The 26,396-nt window shown below is 34.0% G+C and carries 29 protein-coding genes; 7 read left to right on the forward strand and 22 right to left on the reverse strand.

What is annotated here, in order from left to right; genetic code table 11:
- Positions 1 to 31 precede the first annotated feature (31 nt).
- The 3 genes from LHL71_RS05655 to LHL71_RS05665 are packed head-to-tail and all read right to left on the reverse strand — an operon-like array spanning position 32 to position 3,142.
- Positions 32 to 967 carry a hypothetical protein gene (locus tag LHL71_RS05655; protein ID WP_227360829.1) on the reverse strand — a complete coding sequence of 312 codons (936 nt, stop codon included), beginning with the start codon at positions 965 to 967 and terminating at the stop codon, positions 32 to 34.
- 34 nt (positions 968 to 1,001) lie between these two features.
- Positions 1,002 to 1,754, reverse strand: coding sequence for a response regulator transcription factor (locus LHL71_RS05660; protein ID WP_227360830.1), 753 nt, complete (start codon positions 1,752 to 1,754; stop codon positions 1,002 to 1,004).
- An 11-nt stretch (positions 1,755 to 1,765) separates the two neighbouring features.
- Positions 1,766 to 3,142: a sensor histidine kinase gene (locus tag LHL71_RS05665; protein ID WP_227360831.1), complete on the reverse strand. Its 1,377-nt coding sequence runs from the start codon at positions 3,140 to 3,142 to the stop codon at positions 1,766 to 1,768.
- 628 nt (positions 3,143 to 3,770) lie between these two features.
- Here LHL71_RS05665 and LHL71_RS05670 point away from each other — a divergent pair.
- The 6 genes from LHL71_RS05670 (at position 3,771) to LHL71_RS05695 (ending at position 7,665) form a co-directional block, all read left to right on the forward strand.
- Positions 3,771 to 4,115 (forward strand): hypothetical protein, encoded by a 345-nt coding sequence (locus LHL71_RS05670; RefSeq protein WP_227360832.1) that lies wholly within the window; start codon positions 3,771 to 3,773, stop codon positions 4,113 to 4,115.
- A 178-nt stretch (positions 4,116 to 4,293) separates the two neighbouring features.
- Entirely contained in the window at positions 4,294 to 4,737 is a 444-nt protein-coding gene (locus LHL71_RS05675) for a helix-turn-helix domain-containing protein (RefSeq protein WP_227360833.1), read from the forward strand.
- 39 nt (positions 4,738 to 4,776) lie between these two features.
- Entirely contained in the window at positions 4,777 to 5,280 is a 504-nt protein-coding gene (locus LHL71_RS05680; RefSeq protein ID WP_227360834.1) for a hypothetical protein, read from the forward strand.
- A 269-nt stretch (positions 5,281 to 5,549) separates the two neighbouring features.
- Entirely contained in the window at positions 5,550 to 5,711 is a 162-nt protein-coding gene (locus LHL71_RS05685; RefSeq protein WP_227360835.1) for a hypothetical protein, read from the forward strand.
- Positions 5,712 to 5,837: 126 nt separating this feature from the next.
- A complete protein-coding gene (locus LHL71_RS05690) occupies positions 5,838 to 6,287 on the forward strand; it encodes a MarR family winged helix-turn-helix transcriptional regulator (protein WP_227360836.1) in 450 nt (149 codons plus the stop codon).
- A complete protein-coding gene (locus LHL71_RS05695) occupies positions 6,274 to 7,665 on the forward strand; it encodes a DHA2 family efflux MFS transporter permease subunit (protein WP_227360837.1) in 1,392 nt (463 codons plus the stop codon). The genes LHL71_RS05690 and LHL71_RS05695 overlap by 14 nt, the downstream gene beginning before the upstream one ends.
- A 139-nt stretch (positions 7,666 to 7,804) precedes the next feature.
- Here the strand turns inward: LHL71_RS05695 and LHL71_RS05700 are convergent, their stop codons facing one another.
- The 4 genes from LHL71_RS05700 to LHL71_RS05715 all read right to left on the reverse strand — a co-directional run bounded on the left by LHL71_RS05700 (position 7,805) and on the right by LHL71_RS05715 (position 11,479).
- Entirely contained in the window at positions 7,805 to 8,590 is a 786-nt protein-coding gene (locus LHL71_RS05700; RefSeq protein WP_227360838.1) for a glucose-1-dehydrogenase, read from the reverse strand.
- Between the two features lie 289 nt (positions 8,591 to 8,879).
- Positions 8,880 to 9,569: a 2,3-diphosphoglycerate-dependent phosphoglycerate mutase gene (locus LHL71_RS05705; RefSeq protein WP_227360839.1), complete on the reverse strand. Its 690-nt coding sequence runs from the start codon at positions 9,567 to 9,569 to the stop codon at positions 8,880 to 8,882.
- 67 nt (positions 9,570 to 9,636) lie between these two features.
- Positions 9,637 to 10,665, reverse strand: a complete 1,029-nt coding sequence (locus LHL71_RS05710) for an AI-2E family transporter (protein WP_227360840.1) — start codon at positions 10,663 to 10,665, stop codon at positions 9,637 to 9,639.
- Between the two features lie 16 nt (positions 10,666 to 10,681).
- Positions 10,682 to 11,479, reverse strand: coding sequence for a hypothetical protein (locus LHL71_RS05715; RefSeq protein WP_227360841.1), 798 nt, complete (start codon positions 11,477 to 11,479; stop codon positions 10,682 to 10,684).
- A gap of 152 nt (positions 11,480 to 11,631) precedes the next feature.
- Here LHL71_RS05715 and LHL71_RS05720 point away from each other — a divergent pair, with 152 nt between their 5' ends.
- Positions 11,632 to 12,807 carry an SAM-dependent methyltransferase gene (locus tag LHL71_RS05720; protein WP_227360842.1) on the forward strand — a complete coding sequence of 392 codons (1,176 nt, stop codon included), beginning with the start codon at positions 11,632 to 11,634 and terminating at the stop codon, positions 12,805 to 12,807.
- 42 nt (positions 12,808 to 12,849) lie between these two features.
- Here LHL71_RS05720 and LHL71_RS05725 read toward each other — a convergent pair whose 3' ends face one another.
- The 15 genes from LHL71_RS05725 to LHL71_RS05795 form a co-directional block, all read right to left on the reverse strand.
- Complete coding sequence (locus LHL71_RS05725; protein ID WP_227360843.1) at positions 12,850 to 13,185, reverse strand: AzlD domain-containing protein; 336 nt, start codon at positions 13,183 to 13,185, stop codon at positions 12,850 to 12,852.
- Positions 13,186 to 13,197: 12 nt separating this feature from the next.
- Positions 13,198 to 13,986 carry an AzlC family ABC transporter permease gene (locus tag LHL71_RS05730; protein WP_227360844.1) on the reverse strand — a complete coding sequence of 263 codons (789 nt, stop codon included), beginning with the start codon at positions 13,984 to 13,986 and terminating at the stop codon, positions 13,198 to 13,200.
- 107 nt (positions 13,987 to 14,093) lie between these two features.
- A complete protein-coding gene (locus tag LHL71_RS05735; protein WP_227360845.1) occupies positions 14,094 to 15,353 on the reverse strand; it encodes a serine hydrolase in 1,260 nt (419 codons plus the stop codon).
- Entirely contained in the window at positions 15,354 to 16,514 is a 1,161-nt protein-coding gene (locus LHL71_RS05740) for a sensor histidine kinase (protein ID WP_227360846.1), read from the reverse strand. It lies immediately after the preceding gene.
- A 15-nt stretch (positions 16,515 to 16,529) separates the two neighbouring features.
- Positions 16,530 to 17,219 carry a response regulator transcription factor CroR gene (gene croR, locus LHL71_RS05745; protein ID WP_227360847.1) on the reverse strand — a complete coding sequence of 230 codons (690 nt, stop codon included), beginning with the start codon at positions 17,217 to 17,219 and terminating at the stop codon, positions 16,530 to 16,532.
- Positions 17,220 to 17,359: 140 nt separating this feature from the next.
- Complete coding sequence (guaB, locus tag LHL71_RS05750) at positions 17,360 to 18,511, reverse strand: IMP dehydrogenase (protein WP_227360848.1); 1,152 nt, start codon at positions 18,509 to 18,511, stop codon at positions 17,360 to 17,362.
- A 140-nt stretch (positions 18,512 to 18,651) separates the two neighbouring features.
- Positions 18,652 to 19,359, reverse strand: a complete 708-nt coding sequence (locus LHL71_RS05755; protein ID WP_227360849.1) for a DUF1129 family protein — start codon at positions 19,357 to 19,359, stop codon at positions 18,652 to 18,654.
- Between the two features lie 19 nt (positions 19,360 to 19,378).
- Positions 19,379 to 20,479, reverse strand: coding sequence for a redox-regulated ATPase YchF (gene ychF, locus LHL71_RS05760; protein ID WP_227360850.1), 1,101 nt, complete (start codon positions 20,477 to 20,479; stop codon positions 19,379 to 19,381).
- Positions 20,479 to 20,676 (reverse strand): DUF951 domain-containing protein, encoded by a 198-nt coding sequence (locus tag LHL71_RS05765; protein ID WP_227360851.1) that lies wholly within the window; start codon positions 20,674 to 20,676, stop codon positions 20,479 to 20,481. The genes ychF and LHL71_RS05765 overlap by 1 nt, the downstream gene beginning before the upstream one ends.
- Positions 20,677 to 20,696: 20 nt before the next feature.
- The gene (locus LHL71_RS05770; RefSeq protein WP_227360852.1) at positions 20,697 to 21,575 is read right to left on the reverse strand and encodes a ParB/RepB/Spo0J family partition protein; all 879 of its coding nucleotides are present in this window, start codon (positions 21,573 to 21,575) and stop codon (positions 20,697 to 20,699) included.
- 14 nt (positions 21,576 to 21,589) lie between these two features.
- A complete protein-coding gene (rsmG, locus tag LHL71_RS05775) occupies positions 21,590 to 22,327 on the reverse strand; it encodes a 16S rRNA (guanine(527)-N(7))-methyltransferase RsmG (protein ID WP_227360853.1) in 738 nt (245 codons plus the stop codon).
- Between the two features lie 179 nt (positions 22,328 to 22,506).
- Positions 22,507 to 23,421, reverse strand: coding sequence for a ribonucleoside hydrolase RihC (gene rihC, locus LHL71_RS05780; RefSeq protein ID WP_227360854.1), 915 nt, complete (start codon positions 23,419 to 23,421; stop codon positions 22,507 to 22,509).
- A 69-nt stretch (positions 23,422 to 23,490) separates the two neighbouring features.
- Positions 23,491 to 24,741 (reverse strand): NupC/NupG family nucleoside CNT transporter, encoded by a 1,251-nt coding sequence (locus tag LHL71_RS05785; protein WP_227360855.1) that lies wholly within the window; start codon positions 24,739 to 24,741, stop codon positions 23,491 to 23,493.
- A gap of 99 nt (positions 24,742 to 24,840) precedes the next feature.
- Positions 24,841 to 25,677, reverse strand: coding sequence for an alkaline phosphatase family protein (locus LHL71_RS05790; RefSeq protein ID WP_227360856.1), 837 nt, complete (start codon positions 25,675 to 25,677; stop codon positions 24,841 to 24,843).
- A gap of 272 nt (positions 25,678 to 25,949) precedes the next feature.
- Positions 25,950 to 26,357: a hypothetical protein gene (locus LHL71_RS05795; protein ID WP_227360857.1), complete on the reverse strand. Its 408-nt coding sequence runs from the start codon at positions 26,355 to 26,357 to the stop codon at positions 25,950 to 25,952.
- Between the last annotated feature and the right edge of the window lie 39 nt (positions 26,358 to 26,396).

Genomic DNA, 26,396 nt, shown 5'->3' on the forward strand with positions numbered 1-26,396 from the left:
AAGCTAACTAGTATCTAGTTAGCTTTTTTTATTAAATCGCTTGGCGTTCTTTGACAATATAGATCTGTTGATAATTACTTAATAGATGATCTACTGACAAATAGTACTGGTTGAGGTCCTGATTCAGCACCGTAAATTTTCCACAGCGATTGATCGTATTAATTAATCTTTTTAAATTCGCATTAATTTCATCAATATTAGCCTTGATACTGGAAGCATTATCCGCTTTTAAATTTTGCTTTTTAGCTTCACAAATGGCATTTTTTAAATTAATGCGATCACGATCATCAATCACCGGATAATTTTGAATAGCATCCTCAATACTAATTAGTAAATTTTCAAATTCAGCATAGTAATCAATTTTAGCCGTCTTTAGTTGTAAAATTATCGACATAATTTGATTAACCATTTCATGGTCCTTCAAGGCTAATTTATAATTAGAAATATTTTTTAAATATTTATCGATGATTTTTTCTGAAATTATCATTAAACGCTTTAGGATCTTAACCTCACTTGGTGGCGTATGATGCATTTGGCGACGCTTAATCAATTGATTAACTAATTGAGTTCGCCGAACTTTACTATATTTCTTATGCGCTAATGAAGCTACAAAGGCATCCGCTAGCTGACTATTGACGTTATCCTTAGCATCAATAATCGCTAAAAGAATATCATCTTTTTGATGATAGACTTTTTCATACCGCTCCTCTGTAGCGTTCGCATATTGATTAATCAATTGATTAACCCGGATTAACTCATTATTTTCTTTTTTAATTCTTTGGCATTCTGATTTAGATTCTAAATTTATTTTTTGCATTATCGATAATAATTTTTTTCTATCAGCTCGTACTTGTAAATTCCAATCATATTCAATCTTTAATGAATTTAAATACCTAACTGAAGAATTTCTAATCTTATCGCGACTATTTAAAATAAACAAAACCTTCCTATTATTATTCATTTTCAATTCATATTCCCCTAGACATCCCATTTTAAAATTACTACTTATTAATATCATTTAAGGCCATAATTAATGGTTTGGATTTTCTAACCGACACTCGATAAGAAAGATCATTTTCCATATTAACTATACGTTTATGACCATCATAGTCCACCACTTTGTCCAAATTGATCAAACAATTTCGATTACATCTAAATAAATTCGAAAACTCCGTCTCAATTTCTTTTAAACTACCTGGAAATGAAGACTGACTATCCTCACCATTCAATGTTACTATATTTGGTACATCGGGTTGTGTCTCTAAAGAAATTACCTCATTCATTGGTAAGTAATAAAAATGTTTACCAATTGAATAATTAAACATACTCTTAGTTTGATTAATTTGTTCCATATTTTTTTCAAAAGTATGTTTAATATCGGTATTTATGTTATCTCTAATTTGATCAATATCGTCATCTTTGACTATAAAATCATACGGTTCAATTTTTCTTTCAATCGTTAATAATGATAGTTCAACATGACTAGTAACAAACACAATGTTTGCAAAGGGCATTTTTTGACGGACTTTTTCAGCAAAATCAATCCCCGCTTCTTCTTTTCCATTAATATCGATGTCCAAGAAAAAAATCCCATAATCTGATTTTGAAAATGGTTCTAGCAGTTGTTCATCAATCTCACTAGTTTTAATAAATTCAAAATCATAATCATTTCCCATTAAACAATAATTAATAATTTTTGAAAATTCTTGAAGTTGAATAGGATTATCTTCAAGTAAAAAAACAACATATTTCATAAGCAATCTCCCTAACGTTCAATAACCAATGTTGTCTGAAAACGTCCTTTCTTAGCCTCGACATTAAAATAAAGACCATCCGTTTGATTAGTTAATCTTTTGACATTATATAGTCCCAGGCCATCATGATTTTCTTTAGTGGAATATCCCATTTCATATATTTTTCTAATTTCAACTTTATCGACTAATTGATTCTCAATTGAGATCTCAATAATATTATCAAAAGTAATAAAAGCACAACGAATTTCAGTTAGGTGCTGTTCTTCGGCATATTCAATTGCGTTATCCAATAATATTCCTAAAATTCTTACTATTGTAATTATTGAGTGATTGAGTTCAATATCATTATCTCCTGTTTCAATAATTAAGTTAATCTTTTTGCTTTTAGCTTGGAAAAATTTTTGCACTACTAAGCTTCTAATGGCCTCATTTTTAAGATGATTGATTTTCACAAAACTAACTTCTTTAATCTTATTCATAAATTTATCTTGTTGCGATAATTCTTCTAAGTAATTTTTAAGTACTAAGGAACTATTATTGTCTAAAGACTCTTGCATGGATAAAATTATGTTTTTAAAGTCATGTTTAAATTCTCTGATCTCATTATTTTGTTTTTCAATACCCTTTAAATATGCATTAGTCTCTTTGGCATAATGTAATTCTTGTTGAGCAATTTTCTTAATCGAAAAACTTTGCGCAAATGTAATAACCTGCCAAACCATAAATACGATCGAAGCAACAAAGACAATAATTAACATTAATTGAATTTTAGAGGTAATATGCTGAGCATTGGTAATTGAAACAATTACTTCAATATAAACTAAAAAAATAAAGACCATTTTAAAGCCCCGATTTTCAAGTTTTAATTCAGAGATTCTTAAATAAAACTGTTTCAATCGCTTCCTAATTTTCAAGTGGCGAACCACCAGATGCATAAGACCTATTATTGTTAAAGCAATTAAGCTAAAGGCCACAAAAAATAGACAAGACTCTTTATTGCTTAGTTCTATCTCTAATAAATTTGGATCAAAACTTGCGATTAATTTAGTTCTTAGAAATAAAACATTCACTAAATAATTTGTCAGTGAAAAAATGACAAATAACAATATAATTACGATTGTTAGAAACGACAAGTGTTCATAATCAATCGTAGTCCGTTTTTTTAATTTAACGGCAATATACATAAAAAACCAATCAAATAAAACTAATAGTAAAAAAACTAAATCATCGACCATTAAATCGATAAATGCAAAAAAAAGCACTCCAAAGAGATTTAAAATAAATCCGAATGAAGTAACCTTCTTTTCAAAATTGTGGACCAACATTTTTACCATTAATAAGGTAAAAACATCAATCGCAAACATCCAGCTATTAGCTACATAAATCATTTATTAATTCTCCCCAATTAAAACAACCAATCCCAGATGTTCCAGCCTGACTTCTTTGAAGTTCCAAAAGAAAAAGTCGAAAACATATTTATCATTCCTTTCTGATTATAATTAAATAAATATTTATCTATAAAGATAATATTTTTCTTATATAAAGAATACGCTAAAAATTATCATACATAAAGTAGTAATTTTTAACGTATTATCGAAAAAATAATATAATTTAAAATTCATTATTGATCAAACCTAAATTCCCCAATTTAAATTTGATAAATTAAATATCTTGATTAATCCTTAATTCCCCAATTAAGCATAATATTGTTTTGTTCAATCCCCAATAATTTATTATTTACATAATTCATATTCTTCATTAATCGATATTTAATTTTAGAAGTACTTTAACCCAATACATTTTAAACTATAAAATTTATGTACTAATTATTTTGTATAACCAACATAGCTAATATTACACTAATTTATAATAAGTGGTTATTTTTTATTTAAGCGTTCAAAAAACGCCAATAAGTGTTTTATTTGGAATTTAAAATTTAATCTATAAGTCACATAACTAGCTTTCATAACTAATTGTTATACACTGGAAGTATTCAAATAATACGGAGGGATTTGTATGTTAGATGTTAAAGGTTCAATTAATAATTTAACTGACACAGTTGAAAAACATTTCCAATCTATCAAGAGTCAACAACCCTTTGAACGAATCTGGGCGGTCCAGTTTGAGCTTGCTTATACTGATTTTCGTGTAATTCAAATGGCCCTACAAATGGCCGGCGATAATCATCATGCCCTACTAGTCCAATTTACTTCGGACTATCACGCTGTTTATAATTATGAAGTAGCTTATGCCATCGGGGGCCTAGCTGGTTTTAACCAACAATTTGGCGATAAAATAGAGCAATACCAAGCTGCCAAAGATCAACTTATAGCAACGATTAAAAAAATTTCTTCAATTTAGCCGTAAATAACTAAAAACACACTACCAATCGATAGTGTGTTTTTGCATTTTATATATTAGTGAAAAAAGTTGCTAAAAGATAAACAAACGTTGATTTAGTAGCCATTTCAACAACAAAACGTATCTATTTTAGAAACTTTGCTATCATTGGTTGTATTAATAGAAACGGAGACCTTTTATGTTAACCAATTACCTTGGAAAACGCATAGTTGATCTACGCGAGGCGCGTGACATAAAGCAAACCGAACTAGCTAGAAAATTACATATTGATAAGTCAACCATGAGTAAAATCGAAAGTGGTGATCGTAAGGTCTATAGTGATGAAATATCGGCACTAGCTGATATTTTTGACATTAGCGCAGATTATTTACTCGGCCGTGACAGTCATCCACACCACGATTCTGTATTTGATTTACATGTTGATATCCCTCTAGATGGTATGTCTACTTCTCAGCGTCAAGCCGTGATTGATTATATTAATTTCCTGAAACAACAATATAAAAATGAAATGGAAGACAAAAAAGTTCTAAGAGCCGACAGGCGTCCCATAACATCTAACTCTCTACCCAATGATCAAGATTCTGAATCAACAGAAACTCCTGAATCAGAAGATGATCTATAGATATTTTACCTAAGAATACTAAAAAGGTGGTGCACTTATATGAATGATTTAAATTCATTATTATTGCAAATCATAGAAATTGGAAATATCAAAATTGACTTTAAAATCGAACCGGACTTTCTTAAAAGTCGGAATGATGATCAGCTTAAAATAGTTCCTAATTCATCTATACAAGTGACAATTCCTAACTTGGATACTAAGAAAAATTCCAGTTATACCATTCCTAGCGATTCATTGGATAATTTTATTAATTTACTTAACTACCAAATTGCTGATCCTAACCATGCTAATATGTCCGTTCCCGATGAACATCAAAATCAATTGATATTCACTCCTAAAAAAATTATTTCAGTGAATAATTTATTCCAGCAAGGTTATAATATTGCATTATTAAATCAGCCTCATGCCTCTAGTGACATTACCTTAGGCGATTTACAGCGGTTAATTACTTGTTTAAGTAATGTTAATATTACTAATACGGAATCGAATTTAATTAATCAATTTACCATATTAAATTATCATCCACAAAATAACTTAAATTAGACCGACTATTTTATTAGCCGGTCTAATTTTATGTATAAAAAAAGCATCAGTTATCCCCCGATAAACTAATGCTGCCAGGTATGATTCCCCCTCGATTCCCCTACTTAGTATTATACACTTTTTTGAATAAAGTTATTCTTTTTATTGAAATTTTATTGCTCTATTTACCATAAAGATATTTTATAATCCGAAGACTTTGAAACTAATTAGTATAGTTTATTAAAAAAATGTACTAAAATAAATTTAATTCATATAAGGGGGAAATTAGCATGTCAGATATGGAAAAAGTTTTAAAACAATATGGTATTAAAGATGCCCAACAATTAAAGGATGTCTTAGATAAATATCAAGAATTAACTAATTCGCTTAATCCAGAAGAATACTTCGAAGACAGCGCCGAAGACGATAATATGAATGGTAACAATAAATAACAAATAAAAGCCCACTACCATTAACGTAGCGGGCTTTTTTAATTTAAATTTGACATAGTTTAAAAATAAAAGTAGAATAGAAACGTTGCATTTATGTGCAACTGCACATAAATGGAGGTTATTATTATGGCATTTGGATTTGATCAAGACCGTGTTCAAGGGATTAATATTATTGCTAGAATCATTCAAAATGATTTGAATCGTTCACTAAAACCCTATGATCTAAAAGCGAACAATTATTTTTACATTTTATTTCTATTAGATCATCCTGGATCTTCCCAAGATGACTTAACTAGAATTATGTTTCTAGATCATAGTACGATTACTCGATCGGTCGCTAAACTAATTAAATTAGGTTATATTTATCGACAAGATGATCCTGATGATAAACGAGCTAGTCGACTTTACGTGACAGATGCTGGTAAAAAATTAATTCCAATTTTATCTAAGCTAACGGAACATGCCGAAGAAGTTGCTTTAGGTAATTTAAGTCACGAACAACGTGATATTATCCAATCATTGCTAATAACTTCTGCCAAAGCACATGAAAAGGAGAAAAAAAATGCAAAACAGTGATAAAGTTTCAAAACGCGACATGTTGTCAATCATAGCCGCTGCTATCATGGCGTTCATTGGAGTATTAATTGAAACTTCTATGAACGTTACCTTTCCAACCCTAACTACCCAATTCGGAGTTAGTTTAAATACTATTCAATGGGTTACTACCGGTTACTTATTAATGGTTTCATTAGTAATTATTTGTTCTTCATATATTAAAGGCCGTTTTAAAGAACGTAGTATCTTTATTTCAGGAGCCATTTTTGCCATTATTGGGGATCTCTTCTGTGCCCTAGCGGTTAATTTCCCAATTTTATTAATTGGTCGTTTAATTCAAGCTATCGGTACCGGGATTGCTATTCCATTGTTATTCAACATTATTATGGAAAGAACTCCGATTGCTAAACGTGGTGCTTTTATGGGAATTGGTGGTTTAATCATTTCTCTAGCTCCAGCCTTAGGACCAACCTTTGGTGGGGTCGTAGTTTCCTTAATTAGCTGGCGAGCAATTTTCTGGATTGTTTTACCACTTATGATTATTGGATTATTACTTGGTTTTTCAATTCAACAAGTTACTCCACTTCGTCAAGAAAAATTCGACTGGTTACGTTTAATTCTTTTAGCAATTATCTTTACTAGTTTAACGCTTGGATTTAATACCGTAGCTGACTACGGTTGGATTAATATGCGCTTTGGTATCTACTTAGTAGTAATGTTACTTGCTGTATGGGCATTTATCGCTGCTTCTAATCGTACTAAACGTGTATTAGTTAATATTTCCATTTTTAAAAACCCAATCTTTACTACTGCTTTATTAGCTTATGTATTTATTCAATTTACTAATATCGGTGTAAACTTTGCTTTACCAAACTATGCTCAAATCGCTAACCATTCTACTGCAATGATCGCGGGATTACTTATGCTGCCAGGTAGTTTAATTTCCGGATTGCTTAACCCAGTTTGGGGAAGAATGTACGATAACTATGGTGCTAAACGTCCAATTACTATTGGTAATAGTATCTTCTTCTTAGCAATTATTTTATTTGCCGTATTTAGTTTCCACTTACCTTCATTCATGATTATGGTATATTACTTCATCTTTGCTATTGGGGTAACTATGTCATTTGCTAACACTATGACTTATGCCTTAACTGAAGTAGGTCCTGAAGCCGAAGCTGACGCTAACGCTATCTTTAACACCTTACAACAATTTGGTGGTTCAATTGGTACTGCGGTTGCTTCAAGTTTCTTAGCTTCTGGTACTGGTAATACTGCTGCTACTGTGATGAAGTCTGGTATTCAACACGTCTTTATCTTCTCAGCAATCCTAATTTTGATTAATTTCTTCTTATATCACTACACATTCAAATTAGGTAAACACGCTACTAACAAATAACAAAAAAGCCAACCTTAATTAGGGGTTGGCTTTTTTATTTATAAATCATTATCAATTTATAATCTAAGATTTTTCCTATAAATCAAAACGTGATAAATACCTAATTTAATAACTGTTTCAACAAAACACGGATCTAAACTTATCCTTGGCCATCTTTAAATGCTGGATATAGGGTCATCCCTCCGTCAATAAATAAGGTAATTCCAGTAACATAGCTAGACTCATCAGAGGCTAACCAAGCAGCTCCAGCTGCAACTTCTTCTGGTTTACCAATTCGGTCCATTGGTACCATCTTTACCGTTTGTTCATACTGTTCCTGATCAGAAAATTTTTGAGCATTAATTGGAGTATTAATAGCTCCAGGTCCAATAGCATTAACTCGAATATTATCTTTAGCATATTCCATAGCAATTGTTTGTGTAAATAATTTAACGCTACCTTTTGTAGCAGCATAGCTAGCAAAAGTTGGCCATGGAATTTTTTCGTGAACAGATGATAAATTAATAATATTTCCCTTTTTATTATGGCTCTTAAAATATTCCAATGCTATTCGTGACCCAAGAAAAACACCGGTTTGATTAATATTTATCACTTTATTCCAGTCTTCTAATGATAGTTCATGTGTTGCTGATTTTATTTCCATACCAGCATTATTAACCCAGATATCTAGTGTCCCATAATTTCTTATTGCTGTATCCATTAAAGTTTTAACTCCCTCTTCATTAGCAATATCAGCTTGAACTATCACCGCATGACCACCAGCTGCAATGACTGAATCGGCAGTCTTTTGTGCTCCCGCGTGATCACTATTATAATTAATTACAACATTCATTTTTTCTTGACCATAACGTTTTGAAATCGCAGAACCAATTCCCTTTGATCCTCCTGTAACAACTGCTACTTTTCCTTCTAAATCTTGATACATAGTAATCGCTCCTTTTCAAATATTATTATGATAATGATATGAATGATAATTATTTCAAAAGCTATTTATATTAATTAAGATCATACCGGTCACTACAGCAATTATTATAAATGCTCTTTACTATTTTTAATTTATTTTTGCTTAGCCACTTTTAATATGTGCTATTGTAAGTTTAAGAAGTAAATGTTTAGTATAATAACCTTGAATAGTCCACTACACAATATCACTAATCAATAAAAAGAGACCACCTCATATCGAGATGGTCTCTTTTCATTTAAGCTAATTAATATTAGTTTAATTTAGTTTTTGAAACAACGTTTAACTTGTCGTCAAAGTCGTAAACTACTGGTTCACCAGTTTTCATTTCAAGGTTAATGATGTCTTCATCAGAAATACCTTCAATGTATTTACTTAAAGCACGTAATGAGTTACCGTGGGCAGCAATAATTACGTTCTTGTTGTCTAATAATTTAGGAGCGATTTCGTCTTCCCATAGAGGCATAACACGTTCTAGGGTAACCTTTAAGTTTTCACCACCAGGAACGATGTGTGGATCAAGGTTAGCATAACGACGTTCGTTAGCAGCTGAACCTTCGTCATCTGCACTCAAAAGTGGAGGTAAAACATCGTATGAACGACGCCAGATGTGAACTTGGTCTTCACCAAATTTTTCAGCAGCTTCTTGTTTGTTTTGGCCTTGTAATGCACCGTAGTGACGTTCGTTTAAACGCCAAGTCTTAGTTTCTGGAATCCATAGTTGGTCAGAATATTCTAAGGCGTAGTGTAAAGTTTTGATTGCACGAGTTAATACTGAAGTGTAAGCAAAGTCAAATTCAATACCAGCAGTTTTGATAAGTTTACCAGCGTTGATTGCTTGGTTAGTTCCTTCTTCACTTAAGTTAACGTCAACCCAACCAGTAAATTGGTTAGATAAGTTCCATTCACTTTGTCCGTGACGGATTAATACTAATTTAGCCATTATTAATAACCTCTTTCATTTAATTGTTACTATATAAATTTTACACCATTTAAATAGAATTTTCACCCTATTGTGAAGTTTCTTTCTTTGGATGAGCTTTTACACCTAAAATATCTAGGAAGAAGGTAAATACCGGCACCCCACAGATTAATCCCCAGACACCCCAGAAATGTTCACCAATTAATAAAATAATGAAGGTGTAAAAAATTGGTAAGTGGGTTTTAGAAGACATAAATTTAGGATTTAAAACGTAAGCTTCTAAAGTATGCACGACAATAATCATCACAATAATATAAATAACGTCGTAAATTCCACCAATGGAATAACCCACAATCGATAGCGGAATTACTGAAATAATTACTCCGGCTACCGGAATTAAACTTAGAATAAAGATCATGATAGATAATAAAATCAGTTGTGGCATCCCCATAAACGCCATAATCACCGTTGTAATTATCGTATTACAAATGGCGATAAAGAATTGAGCTTCAATAACTACCCCAAAGGTACTAACAAAAATTTTACCGAAGAAGTGAATATCCTTAAAGAACCAGCTATAGCGACTCGTTAAGAATAGTCTTGAGAAATTAAGCATCGCATTATCTTCAATCGTAAAAAAGAAACTCAAAATTAAGGAAAGAAATAAGGTTACGCCCATCTCACCTACACTAGTTAGTGATTGCCATAATATCTGAACGCCACCCTTAACTTGGCCTAAGACGTTATTTTTTTCAATGATTGATTCTACATAGCGCATAATTTCATCATTGGGTAAATTCTTCGGTTGTGAGTAAAAATCGACAACCTGTTTAGTGGTTTCCACCGCTTGTTCAGTTAGTTGCGGTACATATTTAGTAATTACATAATACATCCCGAGAACTACGAGCAAGTAAATGGTAATCACGATAATTTTACTAGAAATGGGTACATATTTTTTAATCCATTTAGTCGCCTTAACGACTAATAAAGTAAAGATAAACGTTAATAACATTACGTTCATCATACTTCTAAATAGATATAGTACCAAAATAATTATTCCTAGAACGGTAAATCTTCTGAGTTGTACATTACTTAAAAAACGATCCCATGCTGACAATTAGTTGTTCTCCTTATTATTTAACGGAATTTAAAATTCCATCAAGTGATTGATGTTGGTTAATTAAATCATTCCCCGAATTTTTATTTTGGGAATTGGCTTGAGCTTGTTGTGCAGCTTGCATAGCTTGTTGAACTTTTTGTTTCTTAGTTAATGGTTTTTTGAAATCAAGATTAGGATTATCTTTAGCTTGTTTGCTTGAGGTTTCAAAATCATTAACTTGGCTCTTACTTGTTTGATGGTGTTTCTTATTCTTAATGGCTTGATTATTTTGCTGTTGTAATTTTTTCGCTTTATCTACAATTTCTGTATAGTATGGTAATTTGTTTTGCGAACTATCTAAGATAATATTTAAAGTTACATTTGAATCGGCATATTCCCCGGCTTTATTATCTGCCCAGGCTTCATTATATGTATCTTGGTAAGCGGCTAATCGATTTTTGACTAGCGTAAGGTCTTTGATTTGGACTTTTGCACGTTTGATTAATTGCGAATTGCCATCTTTTACCTTAGTAACTTTATAATATTCATCAATCGCATGACTTACTTCATTATTTTCAGCTAAATCGTTAGCCTCGATAAAGGTTTGAATTTGGTAAAGTAAGTTACTAGCTGGTTGATCATGTGGCTTATATTCAAGTGCGTTCATTGTAGAAGTTTGGGCGGCACTATACTTTTTATCATTAATCAAAATTTTAGACTGATTCATTTCACCATAATATCCCCGCTTATTATTGGCATGAACCGTATAAGCAAATGATCCGATGATGCTAATTATAATTATTGTTACTAAACCCCAAATTATTTTTTTCAACTAATTTCACCTCAAATTTATTGTCATTATTATACCATTTTATTCCTTTAAGCTGATTGATATCATTTTAACAACTTAGCTTACATTCTACTAGTATTAGTTCTATAATGTTATTATGCACTATTTTGATTTGAAGAAAGGAATTAAACTATATGCTTGAAAAAAGTTTCTACCGTACTCTTTTAAAGAACGGATTTAATATGCCCATTAAAGTTAATTATTGGGATGGTAAAAGTGAAATATACGGTAATGGTGAACCCCAAGCAACCATTACTTTCAATAAAGTGATTCCAGTTCGCGATCTTAGTAAGAATGCATCAATCGCTTTAGGGGAAGCTTACATGAACGGTGACATCGAAATTTCTGATGCTAGTATCGAAGATGTCATTAATGCTGCTTATGAAAGTTCCCAAAGTTTCTTTCACAATAAGAAATACATTCACTATCTTCCTAAGATTTCACATGATACTAAAGAAAGTAAAAAAGACATCCAAAACCACTATGATATCGGAAATGATTTCTACAAACTTTGGTTAGATGATACTTTAACTTATTCATGTGCTTATTTTGAAACTCCTGAAGATGACTTAAAAACCGCTCAAGAGAACAAAATTCACCATATTCTAAAGAAATTAGATCCTAAACCACACCGCACTCTTTTAGATATCGGTTGTGGCTGGGGTACTTTAATGCTTACAGCTGCTAAAGAATATGATTTAAACGTAATGGGAATTACCTTAAGTCAAGAACAATACAACTATGTTAGTGAACAAATCGAAAAAATGGGCTTACAAAACCAAGCTCAAGTTAAATTAGTTGATTATCGTGAACTCGGTAACCTCAAATTTGATTACATCACTTCCGTTGGGATGTTCGAACACGTTGGTAAAGAAAACCTTGGTGAATACTTCAAATGTGTTAACAACTACTTAAATCGTGATGGAGTTGCCTTGATTCACGGAATCACTAGACAACAAGGTGGTGCCATTAACGGTTGGATCAATAAGTGGATCTTTGAAGGTGGCTATATTCCTGGATTGGCTGAAAATGTCACTCACATCGAAGAAAATGGTTTACAAATTTATGACCTCGAATCACTTCGTCGTCACTACCAAAAAACTATCGAAATTTGGGACCAAAACTTTAACGAACACCGTCAAGAAATCACTGACATGTTTGATGAAAAATTTGTTCGTATGTGGGACTTATATTTACAAGCCTGTGCCGCTTCATTTAAATCCGGTAACATTGACGTTATGCAATTCCTATTAACTAAAGGCGCTGCTGGTCAACACTTACCAATGACTCGTGATTATATGTATAAATAATTTAAAAAGGTATCAGTTCAAATGAACTGATACCTTTATTTTTTATATTAAAATTGATAGTAAAAATACCGCTCCCAGACCAACCAGAACTGAAATAATCATTGATCGGGTCCAATAAGCTACCCCAATTACTAAAGCTGCGGCAATTAATTCCGGCACTCTAGCAGTTAGTGGCATAAATGTATAGTCAGATGAAATAAAAATATCCTTAACTACTAAGGAAGTAAATAAAGATACGGGAACGTATTTCATCCATTCATTAAACCATACGGGAATTTTACGGGTTCTAAAAAATAGTAACGGTAAAATTCGTGGTAGATAAGCAACTACAAAACAAGCTAAAATCAACCAAAAATGTTGCATCGTATTCCATTTCATTATGTGCTTCTCCTACTCGTAAATATCGTCGTCTTCTTTTGGTGATCCACCAGGATTTCTTAATTGCTTAATCCACGAACTTTTCGGATTATGTTTCCGAATGGTATTTTCAATTAAAAATCCAATAAATGAAGCAACTAAGGTAGAAATTACTAATCCTAGAGTCGACTTAGTAATCATTAAGAAAAATACTGCTAAAACACCCGCTAAAAGACAAATTACAAATAATAATTTTTCTTTTAGTTGCATAATTATCATGTAGATAAATAGCGCAGTAAGAGCGAAATGAACCACTGTTAAATCGATTGAAATCGAACTACCAATTACACTACCGATAATATTACTTACTGTCCAAAATAGCAAAGTGGTATGTTCTACCTGCAAAGCATCTTTGGGCGTGAATTTTTTATCGGTTGAAAATTTAAGATAATTGATGGCATAGTTCTCATCATTCATCGATGCCGCAAATAAGGCGGTAAATCCTAATGATTTTCCTTGAAGATGCTTAGATAAACTCGATCCAAGTAAAGCATATCGTAATTCTAAGAAAAACATCATTAATACTACGGTATACAATGACGAATTGGTAGCAAGTAATGAAGCAATTAAAAATTGTGCTCCACCAGAGAATACCATGATTGACACTAAGATAGTCATCCAGATGTTAAATCCAGATGCATGCAATAAAATCCCACAAGCTAGACCAATTGGTATATAACTTAAATCTACCGGTAGGGAAATGTCTAAAATTTTGCGCCACTGAGGTACGGCTTCACCAGAATGGCCTGCTTTATTAGCCAAGAGCAATCCTCCATAAATGCCTAATATCTAATCCAAATTTTTAAAATCATAGTTTGCACCTACAATTATATTGGAACTTAGTCAATTAATAAACACCTTTTTTTAAATTAAAAGGATTTAAACCAGTCAATTATATGATTTATTATTCTTATGAAAACGTTTTGTTTGGCGACAGAATCAGTAGTTTTAATTGTGTGCTGAGCCAAAGAATTATTTAAATAATTTATTTTATAATCAGCTGATTTAAAGGAAATGGTTCCCACCTTTTGATTTTTTTCAAGCGGCGCTGATAATTGATCGTTAGCAGTTACCAATTTAATTTTACCTAATATCTTATCACGGCTAACTGTTTTTGGCATCCAAAGTGCTGTGGCTTGCGTAAGGCCCACTGCTACTTGGTCTTTTTTACCATCAACTACGGAAACACTTTTAGCCGCATTAACGGATTGCCCGGCAGCAATGACATAGCGGTTGAAATGTTGATAGGTATACTCCATGATTTTTCGAGTTTCATTAAATCGGCCAGGATCATCACTGGATTGATTGCTAGCATGTAAGACGACCGTAATGATGCGGTGATGGTTTTGGTTAGCGGTACCGACAAATGAACCTCCGGACTTATCGGAAGTTCCAGTTTTTAAACCGTCCACTTTTAAATCGGTTCCTAGCAATTGGTTATGTCCCGGATATGTAGTACCAGCAAAGTTAAACTTACTTTGCTTAGTTACGTTTAAGATTTGGGGATCTGCTTGGATTAACTTCATAGCTACCAAACTAACATCTTTGGCACTCATCATATTTTCGGCATTAGCACCAACCGATTTTAATTTTAAACTGGTTCCCATTTCTTCATTAGTAACTCCGGCGGCATTATATAGCTTAGCATCATGAATTCCCATTTTTTGAACGGTTTGATTCATGGCTTTAGCAAATTTAATTGGGCTACCGGCAACTTGGTTACCTAAGGCTACGGCTGCTGCATTGGCGGAAGCAATTAAACTGGCTTCAACGAGTTCTTTAACGGTATAACTAGCGCCGGTTTTTAATGGCACATTAGTTAACTCGGCTTCTTGGCTTAAATCAGCCACCCCTTGAGAAATCTTAATGCGGTCATTCCACTTTAAGTGATGTTGTTTGATTTGTTCTACTACCATATAAGTAGTAATTAATTTAGAGATCGAGGCAATTGCCAAGGATTGGTCGGCATTTTTTTGATAAATGATCTGACCAGTTTTCGCATCCACACTAATGGCTGCATTGGCCGCCACTGATAAATCAGTGGTTGCAGCCAAAAAACTGGGATTAAATAAATTTAACCCCAGCAAAAAAGTCGTGATGGTCACCATAATTTTTTGTTTTAACTTCATTTATAACTCCTCATTGTAAGAAAGTTTTTCATTTGGTTTAGCTGGTAAATGAACGGAAAAAGTCGTTAAGTCTTCATCGGAAGTTACTGAAATATAACCGCCGTGTAGTTGAATAATACTCTGGGCAATGGCTAAACCTAAGCCAGTTCCCCCCGTATCTTTATTACGTGACTCCTCGACTCGATAAAATCGTTCAAAAATTTGATTGAGCGCCTTTTCGGGAATTTGCGGACCATCATTAGAAACATCAATGATAATCTCATTGTCATTAACCTGACTGGCCTTTAAAGTTACTAATTTGCCATCCCGAGCATATTTTAAAGCGTTGGAAATTAAATTATTAAATACGCGTCCAAGTTTTTCCGCATCCGCTTCAATTACAAAGGGATGATCCGTATCCAAGGCGGTAATTTCAATATCGTATTTTTTAGCTTCTAATTCAAAACTAGCTACCAATTGTTCAAGCATTTGATTTAAATCTAATTTATTAATCGTTAACTTAGTCGAAGTTTGACGGACCTTGGTAAATTCAAATAGATTATCTACTAGCGATTTCATTTGCTTAGCTTTGAGATAAGCAATATTGGCATATTTAACCAAATCAGCTTCACTATTATATTGTTTATCTTGAATTAAACCTAAATACCCTAAAATCGAAGTTAACGGCGTTCTTAAATCATGACTAACATTGGTAATTAATTCATCTTTAGAATGTTCAATTTTACGTTCATCATTCATGGTTTTGATAACACTATCAACTAAGGCGTTAATACTTTCAGCCACATTTTTTACACTGTTGCTACTAGTCTTTGCACCAAAATTAATGCGATGCTCTAAATGACCATTCGCAATATAATGTAATTCATCAATAATATGATGTAGTTGATATTGATTGTAACGACGAATTAACCGCCAAATTACTACAATAATATCTATTACTAACATAGCAGCTAGCAGTGCTTGTCGTAAGCCGGTCCCCATTGGAAAATGAACCCCACCGATTGAATAACGAATAATAAAAATTCCGTCCCGAATTCCCGGATTGGCAGCGACCATTTGATTAAATAAAATAATTATGGATAAGTTTAATAGAATTAATAATACAAAGGTAAAAATCCCTTCTAGTACTAATTCTGTGCGTTCTTTCCCCGTTAATTTCAAAAGTAATTCTTCTTTCTAATGAGATTCGATCTTGTAACCTACGCCCCAAACAGTTTGGATCACTTTTTCACCGTTGGTAGCTTCTTCAATCTTGTCTCTTAGATGACTAACGTGAACCATAACCGTTTTAGCGGAAACGATACTTTCTTGGCGCCAAACTCGTTCGAAAATTTCATCCGCTGAAAATACACGGTTAGGATGACTAGCTAATAGGTATAAAATTCCAAATTCTAAAGCTGTTAATTGAATGGTAACTCCAGCAATAGTCTTAACTTCATGCGAGTCTTTATTAATTGTTAAAGGACCAATGTCTAAAACATCCGGAGTATCATCAGTCACATGTTCTTCGGCACGACGTAGTAAGGATTTTACACGGGCCATAATTTCTAACGGATTAAATGGTTTAGTAACGTAATCATCCGCTCCGCTAATTAGACCTTGGATTTTATCCATGTCTTCAATTTTAGCTGATAAGACGATTATAGGAATTTGGGAGTCTTTACGAACTTCTTTGATAACTTCTAATCCGTTCATTCCCGGCATCATAATATCTAAAATCATTAAACCGATATTAGATTCCGTTCTTAATTTACTTAGGGCTTCTTCCCCACTAAAAGCAGATACGGGTTCATAACCTTCGTTACGGATATAGATTTCTAATAATTGTGCAATTTCTTTATCATCATCGACAACTAATATTTTCATTAAAATTTACCTCATCTCTATTATCAAATTGAATGGTAATATACTAACTAATTTTACACTTTTATGCACTAAACGACAAAATTCTTAAGAAAATAAAAAAATCTATCCAAAATGGATAGATTTTTTGATAAGACGGCTAATTAATCTTGGTGATAATTAGGAGCATCTTTAGTAATTTGCACATCGTGAGGATGTGATTCGATTAAACCGGCATTAGAAATTTGAACAAATTGAGCACCGTCATTTAAAGTTTGAATGTCTTTGCTTCCAGTGTAACCCATACCAGATCTAAGTCCACCAACTAATTGGAAAATGATGTCTGAAACGGAACCTTTATAAGCAATTTCGCCTTCAATACCTTCAGGAACCAATTTGTTAGCTTCGTTAACACCACTTTGGAAGTAACGATCAGAAGAACCATGAGCTTGTCCCATGGCACCGATACTACCCATACCACGGTATGATTTGAATTTCTTACCATTATCTTCAAAGACTTCACCAGGTGCTTCGTCAGTTCCGGCTAACATACTACCAAGCATAACGGCACTACCACCAGCACCAAGAGCTTTAACGATATCGCCAGAGTACTTGATACCACCATCGGCAATAATTGGTTTGTTCCATTTTCTAGCAACTTCAGCAGCATCATAAATTGCAGTGATTTGTGGAACCCCTACCCCAGCAACTACTCGAGTAGTACAGATTGAACCAGGTCCAATACCAATTTTAACCACGTCAACCCCGGCAGCAAATAAGGCGTTAGTTCCTTCACCAGTGGCTACGTTTCCGGCAATAATAGTAGCTTTAGGATAAGCGTCGCGGATTTCTTTAATTTTTCTCAATACACCGGCTGAGTGTCCGTGAGCAGTATCAATAACAATTGCATCAGTTCCGGCATCAAATAAGGCTTGAGCACGTTCAAAAGTATCTGAAGTAACCCCAACAGCAGAAGCAACAACTAAACGGTTCTTAGCATCAACTGCAGCATTAGGATAATTCTTTTCATCCTTAGTAACTGCCTTAACTTTAGCAACTTCAGCAGCTTGAGCTTCAATGCTTAAATTCTTGTGGATTACACCTAATCCACCCATGTTTGCCATTGCAATGGCCATTTCAGATTCGGTTACCGTATCCATTCCGGCACTAATAAAGGGAACATTTAACTTAAGATTCCCAGACAAATTAACATGTAAATCAACTTCATTAGGTAAAATATCACTGGCTTGTGGTACTAATAGTACGTCATCAAAAGTTAAACCTTTTTTCTTAAATTTGTTTTCCCATCTAGACATAAACATATCTCCTTTATTAGTTAATAAGTATTGCTTTATAATTTACCACCAAATACGTACAATAACAACCTCTATTTTTCACTTTATTCGTTAAAATAAAAAAAGAACTGGCCAAAATTAGCCAGTTCTAAACGTTTATTTTAGAATAATCCACCAGTAATTTGATAACGACGTTTATACCAAATAGTTACTCCAATCGCTGCTACACCAAGCACTAGGTAGATAATTGGATTTAATACCGGATTGATTACGCTTGGAATTAATCCAGCGGCAAAGAAAATTGCCATCCAAATAATAAAGAAAGCGACCATAATTAAAACCCTAACTATTCCGCTATATTTGTGCTTAATGTTCGGATCGAACAAGCGTGAAATTACTGGCATTCCTAATCCAGCAATTACGGCGCTTAAGATAATCCCGGTAATTCCCATCATAGCTTGACGACCGTTCTTTGGTGAAATGAAATATGACACACCATATAATAAAGTAAAAATCATAAAGAAAAGGATCATATTATAGATGGCATTAGGCCAATAGTCGTTAGAGAAACTAGCGGCTTTCTTAGGGGGATGGACTGTATTTTGAACTTTTTGTTCAACACTACCCCACATATTTTTGGCGGTTTTACCTTGTTTTTGACCCGCTTTTAATTCTTCAATCATTTGAGAAACTGTATCAGTCTTAACCTCACTAGATAATTTAGTTTGGTTAATAGCAACTGTAAATTTATACATATATTCCGCATTGCGTTTAGTTAAACCCATGCCATCAAATTGGCTATGAGCATCTTTAATTTTAGCGTGGCGGTCTTGCTTTACATCGGCATTGCGCTTTTCATTATTTTCCACAATTCATTACCCCTTTTAATTAGACATTGAATCTAAATTCAACGATGTCGCCATCTTCCATGACGTATTCTTTTCCTTCAGAACGTAAACGACCAGCTTCTTTAACGGCTGCTGTAGTTTCATATTTATCTAAGTCAGCAAATGACATCGTTTCAGCTCGGATAAATCCACGTTCAAAATCAGAGTGAATAATTCCAGCAGCTTGAGGAGCTTTAGTTCCCTTTCTAAAAGTCCAAGCTTTGGTTTCCTTACCACCAGCGGTAAAGAAAGTTTCTAAACCAAGTAATTTATAAGATGCTCGGATTAAACGGTTTAGTCCGGGTTCTTCAACGCCTTCAGCTTCTAAGAAATCAGCTTTATCAGCTTCATCTAATTGGGCGATTTCTTCTTCAGCTTCAGCAGCTACTCCAATTACTTGGGCCTTTTCTTTAGCCGCATAGTCTTTAATTTGTTGGAAATATTTAGAATTTTCCGGATCAGCAATATCGTCTTCGGCAATATTAGCTACATATAATACTGGTTTAGAAGTTAATAAGAAGAGTCCTTTAACGACTGGAAGTTCTTCTTCATCAAAATCAATTGAACGTACTGCGCCACCAGCTTCTAAAACTGGTTTGATTTTTTCTAGAACGGCTAATTCTAACTTAGCTTCTTTGTCGTTACCCTTAGCAGCTCGTTGAACTTTAGCTAAACGTTTGTCCACAGATTCTAAATCAGCTAAACCTAATTCTAAATTGATTGTTTCAATATCATCAATGGGATCAACTTTTCCTGAAACATGCGTGATGTTATCATCATCAAAAGCTCGGACTACGTGGACAATTGCATCCACTTGGCGAATATTTTCTAAGAATTTATTCCCTAATCCTTCACCCTTGCTGGCACCCTTAACGATTCCGGCAATATCAGTAAATTCAAAAGTGGTAGGAACTACTTTATCGGCAGGAATTAATTCTTGAATTCGAGCTAAACGATCATCGGGAACTTCTACCATTCCGACGTTTGGATCAATTGTAGCAAAAGGATAGTTGGCCATTTCAGCACCCGCTTTAGTAATGGCGTTAAATAAGGTTGATTTACCAACGTTAGGTAAACCAACAATTCCGGCAGTTAATGACATTAATGTTCACTCTTTTCTTCATTTTTTTCTAATACTTTTTTTAATTTATGTTCAAAATCACGACGACTTAACATTACAATGTGGCCACAGCCTAAACATTGAATTTTAATATCAGCGCCCATTCGGATAATTTCCCAGCGATTAGTACCACAAGGGTGGGCCTTTTTCATTTCAACAACATCATGTAAATCGTACATCATAGCACTCCTTTAAAATACTAATTCAACGTAACATCCAATAACTCTAAAATTCGATTCAAATCATCAGTAGATCCAAATTCAATTTCAATTTTTCCCGTCCCGTTTTTTCGATCATTGGGCGTAATCGCTACTGGACTACCAAAGTGTTCTTGTAATTGGTCTTCTGTAGCTTTCACAAATGGGGATTTTTCGACCACTTTTTTAGTAACGGGCGTTTGACGATTTAGTTCGGCCACCCGCTTTTCTAATTGGCGAACGGTTAAAGATTTTTTGACGGTGTCTCGAGCCAACTTAATGAGATCTTTAGTATTTTTTACCGATAAGATCGTTCGAGCTTGTCCCATAGATAGTTGTTCATCTTGTAGCATTTGTTTGACGACTGGCGGTAAACCTAAAATTCGCAAATAATTAGCAACATAGGGACGACTTTTGCCTAAGCGTTGAGCCACTTGCGCTTGAGTTAAATCTAACTTAGTCATCATCATATTGTAGGCTTTAGCTTCTTCTAAAGGGGTGAGCGCTTCGCGTTGTAAATTCTCTAGAATTGCAATTTCCATCATTTGTTCTTCACTAGCCGTGCGAACAATCGCTGGAATCGTTGTTTTATTAGCTAACTTAGAGGCCCGTAAACGACGTTCACCCGTTAGTAATTCATACGTATCTTCAGTGGCAGCTTTTTGGCGAACAATAATCGGTTGAAATACTCCAGCCCGACTAATGGAAGCTGCTAAGTCGTTTAACTCGTCATCTTTAAAAGTTTGTCGTGGTTGATAGGGATTCGGTCTGATTTGCTCTACCTTAATTTGAATAACATTTTCCTTATTTAAATTAAGATTACTATCAAATAAAGGACCTAAATCGGGGTTAATTTCTGCCAATTTCTTTTTATTAACCATGCTTACCCACTTCCTTATTTTTTAGCGTTAGATAAGGGTTCCTTATTTGGTGTCCCGGGTTTGCGGGGATACTTTTTCGGCGTATCTTTAACTTTATCAATGACAATAATGTGACGAGGTTCTTTAGAAATTGGTAACTCAAATGCAAAGTCTTCAGCAACTTTACCACCTAATGTTCCAATCGCAAAACGACCTTCATCCAATTCATCACCAGCTTTAGAGGCCTTCAAAGCAATCATCTTACCACCAACTTTAACCAATGGTAAACATAATTCACTTAAGACTGACAACCGGGCTACGGCGCGGGCAGTAACTAGATCAAAACTTTGACGAGCAGCCGAATTTTTATTGCCAAATTCTTCGGCTCGACTGTGGACCAAAGTCACGTCTGTCAATTGTAATTGGTCAACTAACGTTTGTAAGAAATTAATCCGTTTATTTAAAGAATCCACAATGGTGACCTTTAAATTAGGGAAAACAATTTTCAATGGAATCGAAGGAAATCCGGCTCCGGCTCCTACATCACATAGTGTTAAGGCTTCGGTTTGAATATCTTTAACAAAAAATGCAGGTGTAATTGAATCATAGAAATGTTTCAAATAAACATCCGGTTTTTCAGTAATGGTCGTTAAATTAACATGTTCATTGGTGGTTACCAACAAATCATAGTAATCTTCAAATTGCTTTATTTGTTGGGGAGATAGGTTAATCCCCTCACGACCTAAAGCATCCAAAAATTGTTCAATATTCATCTAAAATCTCCTATTACGTGAAACAATTGTTCCACAATTTACTTACTTTACTTTAACTTAAATTACTACTTATGACAACCAGTCTCGCAGCAATTTCTTGAGAAAAAATTCCATAATTTTATTACGTAAATAAAAATAAAAAGACCCGATAAAATTAATTATCGAGTCTGTTTAATTATTTATTTAGGCATTTTAGAAACTTCATCAATAAACCATTTGTTAAAGGCAGCAGCATCAATATCTACCGCCACATTAGCGTTAACTTTACCATTGTGGTAAGCCCCACGAATGTCGCCGACCGTTTCACCAATGGCGGGGCCGTCAGTTACTATGTCGATCCACATTTTTTCAGTTTGAATTGCTTCGGGATGTAAGAGGTAGAAAATGGTGTTTACATCGTGCATGGCAATTCCGTTAGAGTTGTTGTCACCATCATTGATAATGATATCGTGCAACATTTTTCCGGTTTCATTCATCTTTTCAATTGTAGTTAAAGTTTCCGGAGTGATTAAAGCCTTCATAGTAATATCTAAACCAATCATAACAATTGGAATACCAGAGTTATAAACAATCTTAGCGGCATCTGGGTCGGTAAAGACATTAAATTCAGCGGCACTAGTCATATTACCTTTACCTAGCGCACCACCCATGGCTACAATTCGTTCGATGTTATCCTTAACTTCTGGATATTCAGAAAATAGTAGCGCGATATTGGTATATGATCCTGTAGGAACTAAGGTAATTTTTTCATCACTGTCTAAAATGAAATCTCTTAGAGCTTCTACGGCAGAAATTTCCATGGGAGCCGGAAGATCAGCTGGGAAATCATATCCTGGCATCCCCGATTCACCATGAATTCGAGCCGCATCTTCAAATTCTTTAATTAAGGGTTTTTTGGCCCCCATGGCTACGGGAATTTCTTGATCAAAGAAACGTACAATCTTTAAAGCATTCTTAGTGGTTTTATCTACTGTAACGTTTCCGGCTACCGTGGTAATTAATTCAAGATTAATTTGGGGATCATTGATTGCCATAGTTAAGGCAGCTGCATCATCGATGCCGGGGTCAGTATCCATAATTACTCTAATTGTCATATTAATCACTACTCCTAATTACTTAGTCAAGAAAAGGTAGCCGGATAGCTACCTTTTCAATTTTTATTTTTACCAAACGAACAAGCCGACAATTCCAGCAGATAATAGTGACACAATTATCCCTGAAAGTAGCATTGTTCCGACATTTCTACTAATTAAATCGTTCTTTTCCTTATCAACGATGCCTTTAAAGGCCCCGATAACCATCCCAGTAGTACTGAAGTTAGCAAATGAAGTCAAGAAGACTACTAATTGAGCACGATAGTGAGCTGGGAAGATTGATAAGTTGTTAATGTTGGCTGAAATTTTACCCATAACTACGAATTCGTTGGTTACTAATTTAGTACCCATAAATTGCGCAAATTCAAAGGCATGGTGTGGGTCTAAACCAAGTAACCATGCAAATGGGAATAGGATAATTCCTAATAAGTGTTCTAGACTTAGCCAAGGATTAATTAATCCTAATAGCTTGTCAATCAAGGCAGCTAAAGCCACGAAGGCAATAACGTTAGCGGTAATAATTAAGATTAATCTACCGGCTCCTAGAATTGAATCGCCTAGAAATGAGAAGAAGGGTTCTTTTTTACCGTCAGAATCTGTTTCCCCCATAGCTTCTTCAGCTGCAAGGTCTTTATCTCCATTAAGAGAGTAAATTACATCTTCTTCCGGAGTTACTTTAACAGGATTCAAAATATTAGTTACAATAATAGCATTTAAAATATTAAGCGGAATAGCAGTTAGAACAAATTGTCCGGGAACCATTTGCGTATAAGCTCCCAAAATTGAAGCAGTCACACATGACATTGACATCAAAGCGATGGTTAAATCACGTTCAGCTGACATTTTCTTTAATTGTAATTTAGAAACGGCGATGGCTTCCGTATTACCAAGAAACATCATTTCAACAGCGAAGAACGCTTCAAACTTAGGTTGGCCGGTAATGATTGATAAACCTTTACCAATCCACTTAATTATAAAAGGTAGTACGCCAATATAAGTCAAAATATCAAACATTGGAACAATCATTAGGATTGGTAACAATGAACTCGTAATGAAATTCATTTGTTTAACGTTAACCCAGTTAGGTAACGCAAAAGCAATCCCAGTATAAGAAACTTGAACCAGCCAATTAAATCCATCAGCGGCACCTTTAACCAGGTCACGCCCAAATGAAAAACTAGTAAGAAGCCAAGCAAGTACTATATTAATTGCTAAAACAATAATGATCGATTTCCAATTGATTTGCTTTTTGTTCTTTGAAAAAAGTAGAGCGATTGCCAAGAAAACTAAAATACCAATGATATTAATGATAAGATACATATTTTAAATCCTCTCTTCCAAAAAGTTATATAACGGTAAAAATGAACCACTGCCCTCCTTTTAAATCTAAATTGGTTTTATGATTGAAACCCAAATTAATTAATGCATCTCGCCTAAAAAGCCGTGAATTTGATATTTAGGATCTTCATCGATACTAAATATGTCAATTAAGGCCTTACCGATATCGCCTAAAGTCCGACGAATGCCTAACGCATGTCCACTAACATTGTTGGGTGTATACGTTAAGAGTGGTAGATACTCACGCGTTGGTTGAGCACCTTTTAAGGTGAAGTCATTGGCATAACTAGAAGTAATTATTACCAAATCATTGTGATGCAAGGAGCTAAGCAACTTGCCAATATGTAAATCTATGTCATTTAGACTGGCAATGTATTGGTTAGCATTACCATCATCAGCCGCTTGTTCTAAAGCTTGCAAGCGTACTAACAATAGTCCGCTATCAACTATTTTCAATTGGTCCTTGAGGAGTTTGAACGCTTCAACGTCGTTATCAATATCGACTAATTGAGCAGCCTCTTGGCTAGCAAAATAGCTTTGAAAATAACTAATAATGGTGGTAGATAACTTTGGATGTTGACGAGGAATGGAATCCAAGACGCTAGCGGTTCGCGTGGGTGCTTGATAATCAAACATTTCACGAATTCCAGTAATTTTGGTATTACTCTTGGAAGCTAATTGAATACGCCCGAAAAATCCATTCGGATATTCATTACTTTCAAATTGAGTAAGGGGATTCTGCCAAAAAATATTTGCTAGACCTAGCGACTCCAAATGCGGGATTTGGATCGGAATATCAGCTTGCTCGATCGCGTGGCGTAAAGTATCTGCACCGACCGAATCAAATTGATTAGCGTCACTAGATTCCCCAATCCCTAATGACGCCAAATCTAGCAAAATAACTCGTCTGAAATTCATATTATTTTCCCCTTCTAGAATAAAATTTTCTAAATTTTAGAATACCCAATAATTATTGCTATGTAAAGCACAAATTGACCTAAGCTGATAAATCCACTGACTTGAGTTTAAAAAAATAGACCTGACATGAAAATCACGTCAAGCCTATTAGTGAAAGAGAGCGCTAATTATTAGTAAACAATATTAATGAATTATGAATAAAAAACTATCTAGACAATTCTCTTTCTTAAAATAAGCATATCATTATTAATTTGTATTACAAATATAATGAATTATTTATGATGCTTTTTTAGCCATTTCTTTATATATTTGCCAGGATCAATAAATGCCGTCACCAAAATCAAAAGGCCCACGACTACAAAAGCGATAATAATCGGTAAAGAACCTTCGAATATATTGGGTTGGTATTCTCTAACATTGCTCGTCTCAATTTCATTACTACTAATATCAATTGAGTGGACTTCGGGATCCTCGTTACTCACAATTCCATTCATATTAAAAATCGAATGTTGTTTTTCAGGCTGGATTTTAACATTCTTAATGAAACTAATACTTAGTGAAGGAATTGTCGGAGTTTTCGAAGCACTCGAATCGCTACCAAAAGAAAAAGTTAAAAATATAAAAACCACTAATAAGCAAAAACCGCTAATCGTAAATTTAGATATTATCCCTGTTTTCATTTCCACACCTACCTATATTCGATTATACAATAACTGTAA

This window comes from Lentilactobacillus laojiaonis (genome assembly GCF_020616595.1).
GTDB lineage: Bacteria > Bacillota > Bacilli > Lactobacillales > Lactobacillaceae > Lentilactobacillus > Lentilactobacillus laojiaonis.